The following is a 16804-nucleotide window of genomic DNA, read 5'->3' as shown; positions in this document are numbered from 1 at the left end:
ATCCGGTCCGACAACCGCTCACCCGACGACTTCACCTGCCCAGGCCTTGGCACAACACATCCAACGACCAACACAGCTCAAAGTCACCGGTATTGGCCCTAGTCCCGCGGCCGGCAGGAGACCGCGGGACCATGGCCGTTCAGCCCTCCGCCCGGCGGCGACCCAGGAGGCGGGTCGTCGCCGGAGGGCTCCGGAGGCCTGTCCGCGTGGGCCCGGGAGCGCTCAGCGCCCCGCCGTCGGCTCCCCGTCCGCCCGGTCACGCCGTGATCGCGTCCGGGAGACCGCGACCCCCGCCAGGCAGAGCAGCCCACCGGCGACGGTGAGCAGCGCGGGCACCTCGTCCAGCAGCAGCCAGGACATCAGCACCACCAGCGCGGGCACCGCGTACGTCGTCGCGCCCATCCGTCCCGCGGTGGTCCTGGCCAGGGCGTAGGCCCAGGTGGTGAAGGCCAGCGCGGTCGGGAACACGCCGAGATAGATCATGTTCAGCGTGGCTGACAGGGGGGCGTCGGCCGCCTCGGAGACCAGCACCCCGGTGAACGGCAGACAGGCGACCGTGCCGATCAGACAGCCGAACGTGGTGATCTGGAGCGGGGACCCGTGCCGCAGCGCGGGCTTCTGGATGACCACCCCGCCCGCGTACGACACCGCGGCCAGCAGGCACAGGAGTACGCCGAGCACCGAGGCGCTCCCGTGGCCGGACATCGAGAGGCCGACGACCACCGCGCCCGCGAACGAGACCGCCATGCCCGTCAGAAGCCGGCGCGGCAGTGTCTCCCCGAGCAGGCGGGCACCCAGCAGCGCCATCAGGATCGGTCCGATGTTCACGATCATGGCCGCCGTGCCCGCGTCGACCTGCTGCTCACCCCAGTTGAGTACGACCATGTACAGCCCGAACCAGAGCAGCCCGGATCCGATGATGCCCGGCCACGCCGCCCGCGACGGCAGCCCCTCGCGGCGCAGGAGCAGGATCGCGCCGAGCGTCAGCGTGCCCGCGAGGAGCCGGCCCAGTGCGAGTGCCCCCGGTGAGTACGCCTCGCCCGCGCTGCGGATCGAGACGAAGGCGGAGGCCCACAGGAGGACCGTGGTGCAGGCCGCGGCCGGAGCGCGCCAGTCGCGTCCGGAGGTGGCCGGCGCGGTGGGCGGCGCTGTCGGTGTCGTCGTCATGGCCACGACGTTAGGCGGGGAACCCTTCGGGGCCCACCGAATTGTCAGTTCACGTCAATCGTCGCCGGTTCGATCCCCAGATGCTCCGACAGGGCGCGCAGCCCGGCAGGGGTGGCCCGGACCGCTCTGCCCGTGCCGAGGGGTGAGACCGGTGTCCTGCCGCAGGAATCGGGCCATGTGTCCAGGATGCGTCAGGCACCGTTCGGCGCGGGCCGGACCGTGCGGCCGGCGGCCCGCTGCCCGTACTGGAGCGCGAGGCCGTCCAGCAGGGCACGCAGCCCGGTCTCGAAGGCGCCCTCGTCGACCTGCTGGCGGTGCTCGGCCAGCAGATGGGCCTGACCGAGGTGGGGGTAGTCGGCGGGGTCGTACGCCGTCTCGTCGTCGACGAACCCGCGGGCGAAGGAGCCGAGCGCCGACCCGGTGATGAAGTAGCGCATCAGCGCGCCGATGTAGGTGGCCTGGGCGGGCGGCCAGCCCGCCCGCACCATGGCGCCGAAGACCGCGTCGGCGACCCGCAGGCCGGCCGGGCGCCGCCCCGGCCCCTGGGCGAGCACGGGGACGATGTGCGGGTGCGCGGCGAGCGCCGCGCGGTAGGAGACGGCCCAGTCGTGCAGGGCGGCTGCCCAGTCACGCGGGTCGGCCTCCTCGAACATCGACAGGTCGACCTGCGCGGACACCGCGTCGGCGACCGCGTCCAGGATCTCGTCCTTGTTCCGGAAGTGGTTGTAGAGCGAGGGCCCGCTCACCCCCAGCTCGGCGGCGAGCCGGCGGGTCGAGACGGCGTCCAGCCCTTCGGCGTCGACGAGCGCGCCCGCCGCCTCGATGATGCGGTCTCTGCTGAGGAGGGGCTTGCGCGGTCGGGCCATGCGGCACATAGTAGGGCCTGCGGACATAAAACTAGCAGTGCTAATTAAAAGTGGGGTGTCGCGGGATGAACCTGGAGCTGAGCGAGGAGCAGGCCGCCGTCCGGCGGCTCGCCGAGGACTTCGTCGTGCGGGAGATCACCCCGCACGTCGTCGAGTGGGACCGTGCCGAGAGCGTCGACAAGTCGATCGTGAAGAAGTTGGGGGCCCTCGGCTTCCTCGGGCTGACGATCCCGGAGGAGTACGGGGGCTCGGGCGGCGACCACCTCGCGTACTGCCTGGTGACCGAGGAGCTCGGCCGCGGTGACTCCTCGGTGCGCGGCATCGTCTCCGTCTCGCTCGGCCTGGTCGCCAAGACCATCGCGTCCTGGGGCAGCGAGGAGCAGAAGCGGCAGTGGCTGCCGGAGCTCACCGCCGGCGAGGCCGTCGGCTGCTTCGGTCTCACTGAGCCCGGCACCGGTTCCGACGCCGGGAACCTGACGACCCGGGCCGTGCGGGACGGCGACCACTACGTCATCAACGGCTCCAAGATGTTCATCACCAACGGCACCTGGGCCGATGTCGTGCTGCTGTTCGCCCGCACGAACGACACCCCCGGCCACCGGGGTGTCTCCGCCTTCCTGGTGCCGGCCCACTCCGAGGGCCTGACCCGGCGCCCGGTCCACGGCAAGCTCGGCCTGCGCGGCCAGGCCACGGCCGAACTGGTGCTGGAGGACGTCCGGGTGCCCGCCTCCACCCTCATGGGGCCCGAGGGCAAGGGCTTCTCCGTCGCCATGTCCGCCCTGGCCAAGGGGCGGATGTCGGTGGCGGCCGGATGCGTCGGCATCGCCCAGGCCGCTCTGGACGCCGCCGTGCGCTACGCGGGTGAGCGTGAGCAGTTCGGCAAGTCCATCGCGGGCTACCAGCTCGTCCAGGAGCTCATCAGTGACATCTCCGTGGACGTCGACGCCGCTCGCATGCTGACCTGGCGCGTCGCGGACCTCGTCGACCGCGGGCAGGACTTCGCCACCGCCGCGTCCACCGCGAAGCTCTTCGCGTCCGAGGCCGCGGTCCGTGCCGCGAACAACGCCCTGCAGGTGTTCGGCGGCTACGGCTACATCGACGAGTACCCCGTCGGCAAGCTGGTCAGGGACGCCCGCGTGATGACCCTGTACGAGGGCACCAGCCAGATCCAGAAGCTGATCATCGGCAGGGCGCTGACGGGGGTCTCCGCGTTCTGAGCCCAGCGGTCATGAGTACCGGGTGAGTACGCCGGCGGATACCGCCGTACGCCACCGCGTCCCATGCTGTGCGACATGAGTGAGGCAACATCGGTCAAGCAGCAGGGCACCGCCGCCTTCTACGGACAGGCCGTCCTCTCCTTCGGGGTGGCGATGGGCGCGGTGGCCCTCGGTATCTTCTTCCTCGACGCCGATGCCTGGGTGCGGGCCTTCCTCGCCATCGGTGTCCTGTACCTGATCACCTCGTGCTTCACCCTCGCCAAGGTCATCCGCGACCGGCAGGAGGCGGGGCAGATCGTCAGCAGGGTCGACCAGGCCCGGCTGGAGAAGATCCTCGCCGAGCACGACCCCTTCCAGAAGCTCTGACGGCTCAGCCCCCGTACGCTCTAAGCGCTTGCTCAGGATCGCGGTATGGTGTTCGTCCTGCCAGCGGAAAGGGGCTCGTGGCGATGAGTACGGCGGAGGAGACCGACGGCGACGGCGCGCCGTGGAGCGAGGTCACGCCCGAGGCGGCGAGGCGGCTTCTCGTCGCGGCCGTCGAGGCCTTCGCCGAACGCGGCTACCACGCGACGACCACGCGTGACATCGCCGGCCGCGCCGGGATGAGCCCGGCCGCGCTCTACATCCACTACAAGACCAAGGAAGAGCTGCTCCACCGGATCAGCAGGATCGGTCACGACCGCGCCCTGCGTCTCCTGGAGACGGCCGCCGACCAGGACGGCACGGCGTCCGAACGGCTCGCGGACGCGGTCCGGGCCTTCGTCAGCTGGCACGCCGAACGGCACACCACGGCCCGGGTCGTGCAGTACGAGCTGGAGGCGCTCGGCGAGGAGCACCGCGCGGAGATCGTCGGTCTGCGCAGGAGGAGCGACGCCGCGGTGCGCCGGATCATCGGCGACGGTGTCCGGGCGGGCGAGTTCGACGTACCCGACGTCCCGGGCACCACGCTCGCCGTGCTGTCGCTCTGCATCGACGTGGCGCGCTGGTTCAACGCGCAGGGGAGCCGGACGCCCGAGGAGGTCGGCACCCTCTACGCGGACCTCGTCCTGCGCATGGTGGGCGCGCAGAAGTGACGCCGGGCGCCCCGGTGGGCCCGGCGCACTCCGCGCGGATCGAAAGCCGTCGGGCGGCTCAGAAGTAGTAGCGGGAGACCGACTCGGCGACGCAGGCCGGCTTGTCGCCGCCCTCGCGCTCGACCGTGACGAGGACGGTCACCTGCACGCCGCCACCCGCTTCCTCGACGTTCTTCACGACGGCCGTGGCGCGCAGCCGCGAGCCCACCGGGACGGTCGACGGGAAACGGACCTTGTTGGTCCCGTAGTTGATGCCCATCTTGACGCCCTCGACCCGCAGGATCTGCGGGACGAGCGCCGGCAGCAGCGACAGCGTGAGATAGCCGTGGGCGATCGTCGTCCCGAACGGGCCGTTCGCGGCGCGTTCGGGGTCCACGTGGATCCACTGGTGGTCGCCCGTGGCCTCGGCGAACTGGTCGATCCTCTTCTGGTCGATCTCCAGCCAGTCGCTGTGACCGAGCTCCTCGCCCACCCCGTCCGCCAGCTCCTGTGCGGACGTGAAGATCTTCGGCTCTGCCATGTTCCTGGTCCCTGCCTTCCGGCCGTCGGTCGCCCCTCCGGGGCCCTGTCTAAGCGCTTGCTCAGCATGGTTGGGCCGCGCGTCCCTGTCAACGACGGACCGGCCGGGTTCTCGAAGGGCCCGCAGCGGACCAGGTGCGGCCATTAAGGTCGGAGGGGTGCCACAGATCCCGCAGACATGCCAAGAACTCACCGTCGGCCAGCTCTCCGCGCGGAGCGGCGCGGCGGTGTCGGCCCTTCACTTCTACGAGTCCAAGGGCCTGATCAGCAGCCGCCGTACCAGCGGCAACCAGCGCCGCTACACCAGGGACGCGCTGCGCCGGGTCGCGTTCGTCCGCGCGGCCCAGCGGGTGGGCATCCCGCTCGCCACGATCCGGGACGCGCTGGCCGAACTGCCGGAGGAGCGCACGCCGAACCACGAGGACTGGGCCCGGCTCTCCCGGGCGTGGCGCTCGGAGCTGGACGACCGCATCCAGCAGCTGGGGCGGCTGCGTGACCACCTCACCGACTGCATCGGCTGCGGGTGCCTGTCGCTGGAGACGTGTGTGCTCTCCAACCCCGACGACGTCTTCGGTGACCGGATGACCGGGTCGCGCCTGATGCCCGAGCGGGGCGCGGCCGGCCGTTCCTGAGCGCGTCCGGCTCCGGCCGGCCGCTCCGTTGCCCGCGGTCCTCAGGCCGCGGACGCCGTCAGATCTCCCGTACGTGCTCCCCTGGCCCTGGCCAGCGCGCCCGCCGTCAGGACGGGCCGGGGGACCGCGATGCCGCAGCCGGTGCAGACCGGACCCGCCCACGGTTCCCGGTCCGGGTCCCGCCGCCACACGATGCCGGTCCCCGCGCAGACCGGGCACGTGGAGCCGGGTGCGGCTCCGAGGGCCGCGATCAGCCGTGCCAGCACCTCGGCCAGGGGGGCGCGCGGGTGGACCCCGGGATCCTCGCAGTGCGCGATCCCGTTGCCGCCCCACGTCCACCGGTGCCAGTCGTCGAATGTTCCGGGCCGGCGCAGCCCGTCATGCTTCTCGCGGCGCCTCCGCTCGGCGAAGCCCGCCTCGTACGCGAGCCAGACGGCCCGCGCCTCCTCCAGTTCCTCCAGTGCGCGGATCAGGCGCACCGGTTCGGGAGCCCTGTCCTCGGGCTCGATCCCGTGCCGGGCGCACAGATGATCCCAGGTCGCCCGGTGACCGTACGGGGCGAACCGCTCCAGGCATTTGCGCAGCGAGTACCGCCGCAAAGCCAGATCACCCCGTGGATCGCGGACCTGTCTCGCAAGACTCCGGAAACCGGCCATATGGCACTGCCACCTCCGTCGCTCGTACTTCGGCGTCAAGGGATGGACGTACGACTGCCCGATTCGGCTCCATCCAAGGGTGAATGCGTCCACGTGCTGAGACGGGCCACGTGGGGCCGCGCGCCGGGCGTGTGGTGATTCGGAAAAAGTGACTGGTGTTCATCTTACTCGTGGGGTGTACCGCCAGTAACCTCCGGCGCATCGGCCACTCGGAGGAGCACGCATGCCCCCTCGCACCCGCACGCTCGGAGCCGCCGCAGTCGCGGCCGTCCTCGCCCTCGGTACGTCCCTGCTCGCCGCCGCCCCCGGCGCCGGAGCGGCGGAGCCGGAACCCGTCGCCGTCATCGACCACTGCGGCAGCCGGTGCGCGGACATCCTGCCGCCCGGGGAGAACGGCAACGCCACCCTCGTCGAGATCCTCGGGAACAAGGCGTTCGGCACGCACCCCGCGCACAGCGACGACCAGCTCGACCGCTACAACGGCCTGGTCGCGGGCCATACGGGTCTCACCGACCAGAAGCTGACCGACTTCTTCAACGACGCCTCCTTCGGGGTCGCGGCCGACCAGGTCGAGTCCGTGACGAAGCCCCGCGAGGACGTCACGATCACCAGGGACAAGAAGAGCGGTGTCCCGCACATCAAGGGCACCACCCGCTACGGCACCGAGTTCGGCGCCGGTTTCGCCGCCGGACAGGACCGGCTGTGGCTGATGGACCTCTTCCGCCACATCGGACGCGGCCAGTTGACCTCCTTCGCCGGAGGAGCGCTCGCCAACCAGGGCCTGGAGCAGCAGTTCTGGCCACAGGCCCCGTACACCGAGGCGGACCTCGAGGCCCAGGTCGAACGCATCCGGACCACCGAGGGCGCGCGCGGTGAGCAGGCGATGGCCGACGCGCAGGCCTACGTCGACGGGATCAACGCCTACCGGGTGAAGTCGAAGAGCGGCCGCTACTTCCCGGGCGAGTACGTACTCACCGGGAAGATCGACTCCATCACGAACGTCGGCGAGATCCAGCCGTTCGGGCTGACCGACCTGATCTCGATCGCCTCGGTCGTCGGGGGACAGTTCGGCGGGGGAGGCGGCGGCGAGGTCCAGGCCGCGCTCTCGCTGCTCGCCGCCCAGCAGAAGTACGGCGTCGAGGAGGGCACCCGGGTCTGGGAGTCCTTCCGGCAGCGCAACGACCCCGAGGCCGTGCTCACCGTCCACGACGGCACGTCGTTCCCGTACGCCGGCAAGCCCGACAAGGCCCGGGGCACCGCCCTGCCCGACGCGGGCTCCGTCACCCCCGAACCGCTGATCCACGACCGGACGGGCTCGGCGGGCACGGACAGGAAGACACCGGTGAAGGCGCCGGCCGCGCTCGAACCGCTGCAGGGCATGTACGACGACGGAGTCATCCCGGAGGGCTCGCTGCCCGGAGCCGGCGACGGAGCGCAGAGGCGAGGCATGTCCAACGCCCTCCTGGTGTCCGGCAAGCACACCGCGAGCGGCAACCCGGTCGCCGTCATGGGCCCTCAGACCGGCTACTTCGCACCGCAGCTGATGATGCTCCAGGAACTCCAGGGCCCCGGCATCAGCGCCCGTGGCGTCTCCTTCGCCGGAGTCGGCATGTACGTCCAGATGGGCCGTGGCCAGGACTACGCCTGGAGCGCCACCTCGGCGGCCCAGGACATCACCGACACCTACGCCGTCGAACTCTGCGAACCCGACGGTTCCGCGCCCACCAAGGACTCCACGCACTACCAGGACGACGGCACCTGCACGGCCATGGAGAAGCTGGAGCGCGTCAACTCCTGGAAGCCCACCGTCGCCGACTCCACGGCCAAGGGCTCCTACCGGATGAGGGTGTGGCGCACGGACCACGGCCTCGTCACCCACCGCGCCACGGTCGACGGCACGCCGGTCGCGTACACCTCGCTGCGCACCACCTACCGGCACGAGGCCGACTCGATCGTCGGCTTCCAGCTGCTCAACGACCCGGCCTACGTGACGGACGCCGCCTCCTTCCAGCAGGCCGCGAGCCACATCGACTACGCCTTCAACTGGTTCTACGCGGACTCGCGCACCACGGCCTACTACAACAGCGGCATGAATCCCGTGCGCGCGCCAGGGGTGGACGCCGCGCTGCCCGTCAAGGCCGAGAAGGCGTACGAATGGCGGGGCTTCGACCCGGAGGCCAACACGGCGGACTACACCCCGTTCGCCGAGCACCCGCACTCCAGCGGCCAGGACTACTACATCTCCTGGAACAACCGGCAGGCGAAGGACTACTCCACCGCCGCGTTCGGCTTCGGCGCCGTGCACCGGGGCGACCTGCTCGACGACCGGGTGTCCGAACTGGTCGAGGAGGGCGGTGTGACCCGCGCCTCCCTCACCCGCGCCATGGCGGAGGCGGCCCTCACCGACCTGCGCGGCGAGCAGCTGCTGCCCGAGCTCCTGAAGGTGCTGCGCTCCCAGCCGGTCACCGACCCGGAACTCGACGCGGTGGTCCAGCGGCTGGACTCCTGGCGGGCGTCCGGGGCCCAGCGCAAGGAGACCGGCGCCGGATCGCACACGTACGCACACGCCGACGCGGTACGCGTCATGGACGCGTGGTGGCCGAAGCTGATCGAGGCGGAGTTCCGTCCTGGCCTCGGTGACGACCTCTACGCGGCGTTCACCGCGAGCCTGGGCACCGACGAGTCCCCGGCCGCCAGCCACGGGCCGAGCGGGGCGCACAGCGGCTCCGCCTTCCAGTACGGCTGGTGGGGCTTCGCCGACAAGGACCTGCGCCAGGTCCTCGGGCAGTCCGTCGAGGGGCCGCTGGCGAAGACGTACTGCGGCAACGGCGACCTGAGCGCCTGCCGGGCCGCGCTTCTCAGCACCCTGAAGGAGGCGGCGGCCACACCGGCCGCCGAGGTCTACCCGGGGGACGACAGCTGCGGGGCCGGTGAGCAGTGGTGCACCGACGCGATCATCCACCGCCCGCTGGGCGGGATATCGCACAGGTCCATCCACTGGCAGAACCGGCCCACCTACCAGCTGGTCGTGGAGTTCCCCTCGCACCGCTGAGTCCGAGCCCGTTCCCCGTCCCGCCGACGGGGAACGGGCTCACCGGCCCGGCACTCACCGGTACAGCAGGAACTCCCGCCGCACCCGCCGGAACGCCGCGAGGTCCTCCTCCCAGGCGCCCACCACCTCGTCGGTGTCCGCCCCGGCGTCGATCATCGTGCGGACCCGGGTGTTGCCCGTGAGCTTGTCGATCCAGTTGTCCGCCCGCCAGGCGAATCCGCTCCACGTCCGCTTCGCCGTGACCAGCAGGGCGATCCCGGTGCGTACGGGGTCGAAGGCCTCCCGGTCCTGGACGTGCACCTGTACGCCGCCCACCGTCTTCCCCTCGAACTTCGAGAACGACGGCGCGAAGTACGCCTCGCGGAACGCCACACCCGGCAGCTCCAGCGCGTTCGCAGCAGCCGCCCACCGGTGGTCGATCCCCTCCGCCCCCAGCAGCTCGAAGGGGCGGGTGGTGCCCCGGCCCTCGGAGAGGTTCGTTCCCTCGAACAGGCAGGTGCCCGGGTAGACCAGCGCCGTGTCGGGTGTCGGCATGTTGGGGCTCGGCGGCACCCACGGCAGGCCCGTCCCGTCGAAGAAGTCCGTCCGCCGCCACCCGGACATCTTCACCACGTCCAGGTCCACAGGCCCGGCCGACAGGAACTCCGCGTTGAAGAGCAGCGCCAGCTCCGCCACGGTCATGCCGTGCGCCTGCGCGATCTCCCGGCGCCCCACGAACGTGGCGAAGGCAGGATCGAGCACGGGCCCCAGCGCCGCCCGTCCGGTCACCGGGTTCGGCCTGTCCAGGACGACGAACCTCTTGCCCGCGAGCGCCGCCGCCTCCATGCAGTCGTACAGGGTCCAGATGTAGGTGTAGAACCGGGCTCCCGCGTCCTGGATGTCGAAGACCACCGTGTCCACGCCGGAGGCGGTGAAGACGTCGGCCAGCGGCTGTCCGCTCTTCAGGTACGTGTCGTGGACCGGCAGCCCGGTCGCCGGGTCGTCGTACCGGCCTTCCGAGCCGCCCGCCTGTGCGGTCCCCCGGAAGCCGTGCTCAGGGCCGAAGACGGCTGTCAGATTCACCCGGTCGTCGGGGTGCATCGCGTCGACGATGTGCCCGACGTCCGAGGTGATCCCGGTCGGGTTGGTGACGATGCCGACCCTCTGCCCGGCGAGCAGCCGGTACCCGTCGGCAGCCAGCCGCTCGAAACCGGTACGGACCCGGGAGCGCCCGCCGGGCCCCCGGCCGGCCGCCGCGGCCGCCCCAGGGCCCGCGGCGGTCGCCGCCAGGGCTCCCATCGCACCGCCGGCGGCCAGCACACCACGTCTGGACAGGGTCATTGCGGTACCTCCGTGATCGCGCCGACAGTCATGGCCACGCACGCTAGCGCGGGTGCGGGTCGCACGGAACGGCCGCGACCGGGCAGATTCCCAGTCCTGCCCCGGACCCCTTCCCCGATCACATACCGACTGGTTAGTCTGCCGTGAAGACGGCTGAGAGAGGCGGGACCGATGGACACGGTGCAGGGCGCTGGCGTAGTGGTGACGGGAGCCGGAGGCGGCATCGGGGCCGCTCTCGCCCGGAGGTTCGCCGCCGAGGGGGCGCGGGTCGTCGTCAACGACCTCGACGCCGACCGGATCAAGCCGCTGGCCGAGGAGATCGGCGGCACCGTCGTGGCCGGCGACGCCTCCGGCATCGTGGACGCCGCCCGCGACGCGCTCGACGGCACGGTGGACATCTACTGCGCCAACGCCGGCCTCGCCTCGGGAGGTGACGCCTTCGCCGAGGAGGACGTCTGGGCCAGGGCCTGGGACGTCAACGTCATGGCGCACGTCCGCGCGGCCAAGGCGCTCCTGCCGGAGTGGCTGGAGCGCGGCAACGGCCGCTTCGTCTCCACCGCGTCCGCGGCGGGGCTGCTGACGATGATCGGCGCCGCACCGTACAGCGTGACCAAGCACGGTGCGGTCGCCTTCGCCGAGTGGCTCTCGCTGACCTACCGGCACCGGGGCGTCAAGGTCCACACCATCTGCCCCCAGGGCGTGCGTACGGACATGCTCACCGCGGCCGGCTCCGCGGGCGACCTCGTGCTGGCGCCCACCGCCATCGAGCCCGAGGCCGTCGCAGACGCCCTGTTCGACGCGATGGAGCAGGACCGCTTCCTCGTCCTGCCGCACCCCGAGGTCGCCGGCTACTACCGCGCCCGGGCCAAGGACCCCGACCAGTGGATCGGCAACATGAACAAGCTGCAGCAGAAGTGGGAGGGAGCCGGCGCATGACCGACTCGATCTACGCGGCCAAGCCCTGGACCGCCCTGCTCAGCGAGGCCCAGCTCGCGCCCCTGCACCCGGCCGAAACCATGGTGCACGCCTTCCGCGCGGCCGTCGGACGGGCCCCGGACCACACCGCGCTCGCCTACTTCGACGGGCGCCTCAGCTATCGCGAGACCGACGAGCTGTCCGACTCCGTGGCGGGGCACCTCGCGGCCGAGGGGCTACGGCGTGGCGACCGGGTCGCGATCATGCTCCAGAACACCCCGCACTTCGTGCTCGCGCTGCTCGGCGCCTGGAAGGCCGGCGCGACCGTCGTCCCGCTCAACCCGATGTACAAGTCCGGCGAGGTCGGGCACGTACTGAGCGACGCCGGCGTCACCGCGCTGATCTGCTCGGACCGGGCCTGGGAGTCGTACCTGCGGGCCACCGCCGAGGCGGCTCCGGACGTGCGGATCGCCGTCACGGCCTGCGAGCTCGACCTCCAGTCGACCGACGACCCGCGCGTGCTCGGCTTCGAGCGGCTCCCCGCGCCAGGACCTGACGACTGGGCCTCCGACCTGGTGGCCGTGGCCCGCCGTGGCCTCGCAGCCCCCGGGGACCGGGAGCTCACCGCCGCCGACACCGCCCTCATCAGCTACACCTCCGGGACCAGCGGCACCCCCAAGGGGGCCATGAACTCCCAGGGCAACATCATGATCAACGCCGAGCGGCAGCGGGTCGGCCACCCCATCGAGGAGGGCGCGTCCTACTTCGCACTCGCTCCGCTCTTCCACATCACTGGCATGGTGTGCCAGCTCGCCGCCTGCGTCGCCAACGCGGGCACCCTGGTCCTCGTCCACCGCTTCGAGACGAGCGTCGTCCTGGAAGCCTTCACGGAGCACCGCCCGGCCTACACCGTGGGCCCGTCGACCGCCTTCATGGCGCTCGCCGCGCACCCGGGGGTCACCCGGGAGCACTTCGCCTCCTTCAAGGTGATCTCCTCGGGCGGGGCGCCGCTGCCGCCCGCCCTGGTCGAGAAGTTCCGCGACGGCTTCGGCCCGTACATCCGCAACGGCTACGGACTCACCGAGTGCACCGCGCCCTGCGCCGCCGTGCCGCCGGAGCACGAGGCACCCGTCGATCCCGTCTCCGGGACCCTCTCCGTCGGAGTCCCCGGCCCCGACACCCTGGTGCGGATCATCGACGAGAGGGGCGACGACGTCCCCTTCGGCGAACAGGGCGAGATCGCCGTGCGTGGGCCGCAGGTCGTCTCCGGCTACTGGAACCTGCCCGAGGCCACCGAAGCCGCGTTCCCCGACGGGGAACTGCGCACCGGGGACATCGGCTTCATGGACACCGCCGGCTGGCTCTACGTCGTGGACCGCAAGAAGGACATGATCAATGCCTCCGGCTTCAAGGTCTGGCCCCGGGAGGTGGAGGACGTCCTCTACACCCACCCGGCGGTCCGCGAGGCGGCCGTCGTGGGCGTTCCCGACGCCTACCGGGGAGAGACCGTGCGGGCCTACGTCAGTCTGCGGCCGGGCGCCGGGACGGAACCCGGCGAGCTCAGCGCGTACTGCAAGGAACGGCTGGCCGCGTACAAGTACCCGCGCGAGGTCGAGATCCTGACGGAGCTCCCGAAGACGGCGAGTGGGAAGATCCTCAGGCGGGAACTGCGTTCCCCCCGTTAGAACAGTTCACGCGGTACGAGAGGGCAGGTGGCGGCAATGGCCAAGGCGACGGACGGGGACGGTACGCCCGTCCCCCAGAGGCTGCTGGCCGCCGCCACCCGGCTCTTCGCGGAGCAGGGCTACGACCGGACCTCCGTCCAGGAGATCGTCGAGGCGGCGGGCGTCACCAAGGGGGCGCTCTACCACTACTTCGGCTCCAAGGAAGACCTCCTGCACGAGGTCTACGCCCGGGTGCTGCGCCTCCAGCAGGAGCGGCTCGACGCCTACGCCGACGCCGAGGAGCCGATCGAGCGGCGCCTGCGTGACGCGGCGGCGGACGTGGTCGTCACCACCATCGACAACCTCGACGACGCCTCGATCTTCTTCCGCTCGATGCACCACCTGAGCCCGGAGAAGAACAAGCAGGTGCGGATCGAGCGCCGCCGGTATCACGAGCGTTTCCGTGCCCTGATCGAGGAGGGCCAGCGGGCCGGGGTGTTCTCCGCGGCCACCCCCGCCGACCTGGTCGTCGACTACCACTTCGGCTCGGTCCACCACCTGTCCACGTGGTACAGCCCGGACGGCCCGCTCAGTCAGCAGGAGGTCGCGGACCACCTGGCCGACCTGCTGCTGAGGGCTCTGCGCCCCTGACGGTCCGTCTCGGACGGTCAGTCCCGGTCCGGTATGCCCAGGGCGGCGAGCAGCAGCGACGAGAGCTCCTCGGCGAAGACCGCCGATCCGGTGAGGGCCTGACGCACGCGTTCCTCGTCGGGTGTCAGGCCGGCCGCCGCCGCCCAGGCCAGGGCCCCCGCACGGCGGGCTCGGCCGGGAAACGGTCCAGCGGTATGCCGTGGTCGCCGGCCACGGACCGGACCATCAGTGTTCCTCCGGAATTTCCCATGGTTCCCACGCCACGGACCGCCACTGACAGTCCCGTGGCACGTCCGGCGTGACCGATAAACGGACGACCTTGTCCGAATCCCACCCTTGACGGTACTCGGTCATCTCGCCGAGCATCGGGGGCGCGCTTCCAGCCCCACCGCTCAAGGTCCTACCGCTTCCCGCCCCACCGCTCCAGTCCCCGGGCCGTGCACGTCCCGGGGACCCCCGCACGTTCCGTCAGTCCCCGAACGGAATCCGGAGCCCCCGATGAGACCTGCCCGACTCGGAACCCTGTCCGCCGCCGCGCTCGCCGTCGCGGCCCTGCTGGCCACCGCCGCACCGGCCGTCCAGGCCGCGCCCGTAGCCGTCGCCGCGGCCCCCGACATCCCGCTCGCCAACGTCAAGGCGCACCTCACCCAGCTCCAGTCGATCGCCACCGCGAACGGCGGCAACCGCGCCCACGGCAGGCCCGGTTACAAGGCGTCCGTCGACCATGTGAGGGCCGAGCTCGACGCCGCCGGATTCACCACGGCACTCCAGCAGTTCACCTCCGGTGGAGCAACCGGCTACAACCTGATCGCCGACTGGCCGGGCGGCGATCCCGGTCAGGTCCTGATGGCAGGCGCCCATCTCGACTCGGTGGCGTCCGGCGCCGGCATCAACGACAACGGCTCCGGCTCGGCCGCCGTGCTGGAGACCGCCCTCGCGGTCTCCCGGGCGCAGCTCGCACCCGACAAGCACCTGCGCTTCGCCTGGTGGGGCGCCGAGGAACTGGGGCTCGTCGGATCGAAGTACTACGTCAACAGCCTGTCCACGGCCGAACGCGCCAAGCTCACCGGGTACCTGAACTTCGACATGATCGGCTCGCCCAACGCCGGTTACTTCGTCTACGACGACGACCCGGTCATCGAGCAGACCTTCAAGGACTACTTCGCGGGGCTGGCGGTACCCACCGAGATCGAGACCGAGGGTGACGGCCGCTCCGACCATGCCCCGTTCAAGAGCGCCGGCGTGCCCGTCGGAGGCCTGTTCACCGGGGCGAGCAACACCAAGACCAGTGCCCAGGCCCAGAAGTGGGGCGGTACGGCCGGTCAGTCCTTCGACCGCTGCTACCACTCCTCGTGCGACACGACGGCGAACATCGACGACACGGCCCTGGACCGCAACAGCGACGCGATCGCCCACGCCGTCTGGACCCTGTCGGCGGGCACGGTCACCCCGCCGGCCGGCACGGTGTTCAGCACCACCGTGGACGTCGCCGTGCCCGACAACGGGGGCGCCGTGACCTCGCCGCTCGCCGTCACCGGCCGTACGGGCAACGCCCCTTCGGCACTGAAGGTGGCCGTCGAGATCAAGCACACCTACCGCGGTGACCTGGTCGTCGACCTGCTCGCCCCGGACGGCACCGCGTACCGGCTGAAGAACTCCAGCAGCGGCGACTCGGCCGACGACGTCAGCGCGACGTACACCGTCAACGCCTCGGGCGAGGCCGCGAACGGCACCTGGAAGCTCCGGGTCCAGGACGTCGCCGCGCAGGACACGGGCTACGTCGACAGCTGGCAGCTCACCTTCTGACCCACCGGGGAGGCGGCCACCCGGGCGCCTCCCCGCACCGGTGACTCAGAGGTACTTCTTGATCTCGCGCCGCGCCAGCGACCGCTGGTGCACCTCGTCCGGTCCGTCGGCGAGCCGCAGCGTCCGTGCCGACGACCAGAGTTCGGCCAGCGGGTAGTCCTGGCTGACACCGCCGGCGCCGTACAGCTGCACCGCCTTGTCGAGGATGTCGACCACCGCGCGCGGGGTGGCGATCTTGATCGACTGGATCTCGGTGTGCGCCCCGCGGTTGCCCACCGTGTCCATCAGCCAGGCCGTCTTCAGCACCAGCAGCCGCAGTTGCTCCACCGTCACCCGGGCGTCCGCGATCCAGTTCTGCACGACGCCCTGCTGGGCCAGCGGCTTGCCGAACGCCGTGCGGGCCACGGCCCGCCTGCACATCAGCTCGATCGCGCGCTCGGCCATCCCGATCAGCCGCATGCAGTGGTGGATCCGGCCCGGCCCCAGCCGCGCCTGCGCGATGGCGAAGCCGCCGCCCTCCTCGCCGATCAGGTTCGATGCGGGCACGCGCACGTCGGTGAAGACGACCTCGGCATGGCCGCCGTGCGAGTGGTCCTCGTAGCCGTACACCTGCATCGCCCGGCGCACCTCCACGCCCGGGGTGTCGCGCGGGACCAGGATCATGGACTGCTGGCGGCGGATGTCCTCGTTGTCCGGATCCGTCTTCCCCATCACGATGAAGACCGCGCAGTCCGGGTTCATCGCCCCGGAGATGTACCACTTGCGCCCGTTGATGACGTACTGGTCGCCCTCGCGCGCGATCCTGGTCTCGATGTTCGTCGCGTCGGACGAGGCCACCTCGGGCTCCGTCATCGCGAACGCCGATCGGATCTCCCCGGCGAGCAGCGGCTCCAGCCACCGCTTCCTCTGTTCCTCGGAGCCGAACTGGGAGAGCACCTCCATGTTCCCGGTGTCCGGGGCCGCGCAGTTCAGCGCCGTGGGCGCCAGGTGCGGGCTGCGGCCGGTGATCTCCGCCAGCGGGGCGTACTGGAGGTTCGTCAGTCCGGCACCGTACTCCGCGTCGGGCAGGAAGACGTTCCACAGGCCCTGCCTGCGCGCCTCCGCCTTCAGGTCCTCCACGATCTGCGGGGTGTCCCATGGCGACGCCAGCCGCGCGCGCTGCTCCTCGGCGACCTCCTCGGCGGGGTACACGTGCTCGTCCATGAACGTGAGCAGCCTGGTGCGCAGCTCTTCGGTACGGGCGTCGAATGCGAAGTCCACGGGGTG

At 71.2% G+C, this 16804-nt stretch carries 15 protein-coding genes; 9 read left to right on the top strand and 6 right to left on the bottom strand.

Features of this window, described 5'->3' with window-relative positions; all coding sequences use genetic code 11:
• Window positions 1–222 precede the first annotated feature (222 nt).
• The gene (locus ABT001_RS28810) at window positions 223–1167 is read right to left on the bottom strand and encodes a DMT family transporter (RefSeq protein WP_351283360.1); all 945 of its coding nucleotides are present in this window, start codon (window positions 1165–1167) and stop codon (window positions 223–225) included.
• A gap of 191 nt (window positions 1168–1358) precedes the next feature.
• Window positions 1359–2033 (bottom strand): TetR/AcrR family transcriptional regulator, encoded by a 675-nt coding sequence (locus ABT001_RS28805; protein ID WP_351283357.1) that lies wholly within the window; start codon window positions 2031–2033, stop codon window positions 1359–1361.
• A 65-nt stretch (window positions 2034–2098) separates the two neighbouring features.
• Here ABT001_RS28805 and ABT001_RS28800 point away from each other — a divergent pair, with 65 nt between their 5' ends.
• From ABT001_RS28800 to ABT001_RS28790, 3 genes are all read left to right on the top strand, one after another.
• Window positions 2099–3250 carry an acyl-CoA dehydrogenase family protein gene (locus ABT001_RS28800; protein WP_351283355.1) on the top strand — a complete coding sequence of 384 codons (1152 nt, stop codon included), beginning with the start codon at window positions 2099–2101 and terminating at the stop codon, window positions 3248–3250.
• A gap of 75 nt (window positions 3251–3325) precedes the next feature.
• Window positions 3326–3616 (top strand): YiaA/YiaB family inner membrane protein, encoded by a 291-nt coding sequence (locus ABT001_RS28795; protein WP_351283353.1) that lies wholly within the window; start codon window positions 3326–3328, stop codon window positions 3614–3616.
• A gap of 83 nt (window positions 3617–3699) precedes the next feature.
• Entirely contained in the window at window positions 3700–4323 is a 624-nt protein-coding gene (locus ABT001_RS28790; RefSeq protein WP_351283351.1) for a TetR/AcrR family transcriptional regulator, read from the top strand.
• Between the two features lie 58 nt (window positions 4324–4381).
• Here the strand turns inward: ABT001_RS28790 and ABT001_RS28785 are convergent, their stop codons facing one another.
• The gene (locus tag ABT001_RS28785; protein ID WP_351283349.1) at window positions 4382–4843 is read right to left on the bottom strand and encodes a MaoC family dehydratase; all 462 of its coding nucleotides are present in this window, start codon (window positions 4841–4843) and stop codon (window positions 4382–4384) included.
• A gap of 157 nt (window positions 4844–5000) precedes the next feature.
• Here ABT001_RS28785 and soxR point away from each other — a divergent pair, with 157 nt between their 5' ends.
• Window positions 5001–5474: a redox-sensitive transcriptional activator SoxR gene (soxR, locus tag ABT001_RS28780; RefSeq protein ID WP_351283345.1), complete on the top strand. Its 474-nt coding sequence runs from the start codon at window positions 5001–5003 to the stop codon at window positions 5472–5474.
• 41 nt (window positions 5475–5515) lie between these two features.
• Here soxR and ABT001_RS28775 read toward each other — a convergent pair whose 3' ends face one another.
• Entirely contained in the window at window positions 5516–6130 is a 615-nt protein-coding gene (locus tag ABT001_RS28775) for a hypothetical protein (RefSeq protein ID WP_351283343.1), read from the bottom strand.
• Between the two features lie 223 nt (window positions 6131–6353).
• Here ABT001_RS28775 and ABT001_RS28770 point away from each other — a divergent pair, with 223 nt between their 5' ends.
• Entirely contained in the window at window positions 6354–9182 is a 2829-nt protein-coding gene (locus tag ABT001_RS28770) for a penicillin acylase family protein (RefSeq protein ID WP_351283341.1), read from the top strand.
• A gap of 54 nt (window positions 9183–9236) precedes the next feature.
• On the opposite strand, the gene ABT001_RS28765 is transcribed toward ABT001_RS28770, so the two are convergent.
• A complete protein-coding gene (locus tag ABT001_RS28765; RefSeq protein WP_351283338.1) occupies window positions 9237–10502 on the bottom strand; it encodes an exo-beta-N-acetylmuramidase NamZ family protein in 1266 nt (421 codons plus the stop codon).
• A 171-nt stretch (window positions 10503–10673) separates the two neighbouring features.
• On the opposite strand from ABT001_RS28765, the gene ABT001_RS28760 reads away from it, so the two are divergent.
• From ABT001_RS28760 to ABT001_RS28745, 4 genes are all read left to right on the top strand, one after another.
• Window positions 10674–11438 carry an SDR family oxidoreductase gene (locus ABT001_RS28760; protein ID WP_351283336.1) on the top strand — a complete coding sequence of 255 codons (765 nt, stop codon included), beginning with the start codon at window positions 10674–10676 and terminating at the stop codon, window positions 11436–11438.
• A complete protein-coding gene (locus ABT001_RS28755; protein ID WP_351283333.1) occupies window positions 11435–13102 on the top strand; it encodes an AMP-binding protein in 1668 nt (555 codons plus the stop codon). The genes ABT001_RS28760 and ABT001_RS28755 overlap by 4 nt, the downstream gene beginning before the upstream one ends.
• Window positions 13103–13138: 36 nt before the next feature.
• Window positions 13139–13732 (top strand): TetR/AcrR family transcriptional regulator, encoded by a 594-nt coding sequence (locus tag ABT001_RS28750; protein WP_351283330.1) that lies wholly within the window; start codon window positions 13139–13141, stop codon window positions 13730–13732.
• A gap of 498 nt (window positions 13733–14230) precedes the next feature.
• Window positions 14231–15538 (top strand): M28 family metallopeptidase, encoded by a 1308-nt coding sequence (locus ABT001_RS28745; protein WP_351283327.1) that lies wholly within the window; start codon window positions 14231–14233, stop codon window positions 15536–15538.
• 45 nt (window positions 15539–15583) lie between these two features.
• On the opposite strand, the gene ABT001_RS28740 is transcribed toward ABT001_RS28745, so the two are convergent.
• A complete protein-coding gene (locus ABT001_RS28740; RefSeq protein ID WP_351283324.1) occupies window positions 15584–16798 on the bottom strand; it encodes an acyl-CoA dehydrogenase family protein in 1215 nt (404 codons plus the stop codon).
• Between the last annotated feature and the right edge of the window lie 6 nt (window positions 16799–16804).

The sequence above is a fragment of the Streptomyces sp. NPDC002793 genome (genome assembly GCF_040295485.1).
Lineage (GTDB): Bacteria > Actinomycetota > Actinomycetes > Streptomycetales > Streptomycetaceae > Streptomyces.
Note: the sequence above shows the minus strand (reverse complement) of the source record. Positions and strands in the feature narration are given on the sequence as shown.

Bases quoted from the DNA above. Each gene is read 5' to 3' on its own strand.
- ABT001_RS28810 (WP_351283360.1), bottom strand. From the start codon at position 1,167: ATGACGACGACACCGACAGCGCCGCCCACCGCGCCGGCCACCTCCGGA.
- ABT001_RS28805 (WP_351283357.1), bottom strand. From the start codon at position 2,033: ATGGCCCGACCGCGCAAGCCCCTCCTCAGCAGAGACCGCATCATCGAG.
- ABT001_RS28800 (WP_351283355.1), top strand. From the start codon at position 2,099: ATGAACCTGGAGCTGAGCGAGGAGCAGGCCGCCGTCCGGCGGCTCGCC.
- ABT001_RS28795 (WP_351283353.1), top strand. From the start codon at position 3,326: ATGAGTGAGGCAACATCGGTCAAGCAGCAGGGCACCGCCGCCTTCTAC.
- ABT001_RS28790 (WP_351283351.1), top strand. From the start codon at position 3,700: ATGAGTACGGCGGAGGAGACCGACGGCGACGGCGCGCCGTGGAGCGAG.
- ABT001_RS28785 (WP_351283349.1), bottom strand. From the start codon at position 4,843: ATGGCAGAGCCGAAGATCTTCACGTCCGCACAGGAGCTGGCGGACGGG.
- ABT001_RS28775 (WP_351283343.1), bottom strand. From the start codon at position 6,130: ATGGCCGGTTTCCGGAGTCTTGCGAGACAGGTCCGCGATCCACGGGGT.
- ABT001_RS28770 (WP_351283341.1), top strand. From the start codon at position 6,354: ATGCCCCCTCGCACCCGCACGCTCGGAGCCGCCGCAGTCGCGGCCGTC.
- ABT001_RS28765 (WP_351283338.1), bottom strand. From the start codon at position 10,502: ATGACCCTGTCCAGACGTGGTGTGCTGGCCGCCGGCGGTGCGATGGGA.
- ABT001_RS28760 (WP_351283336.1), top strand. From the start codon at position 10,674: ATGGACACGGTGCAGGGCGCTGGCGTAGTGGTGACGGGAGCCGGAGGC.
- ABT001_RS28755 (WP_351283333.1), top strand. From the start codon at position 11,435: ATGACCGACTCGATCTACGCGGCCAAGCCCTGGACCGCCCTGCTCAGC.
- ABT001_RS28750 (WP_351283330.1), top strand. From the start codon at position 13,139: ATGGCCAAGGCGACGGACGGGGACGGTACGCCCGTCCCCCAGAGGCTG.
- ABT001_RS28745 (WP_351283327.1), top strand. From the start codon at position 14,231: ATGAGACCTGCCCGACTCGGAACCCTGTCCGCCGCCGCGCTCGCCGTC.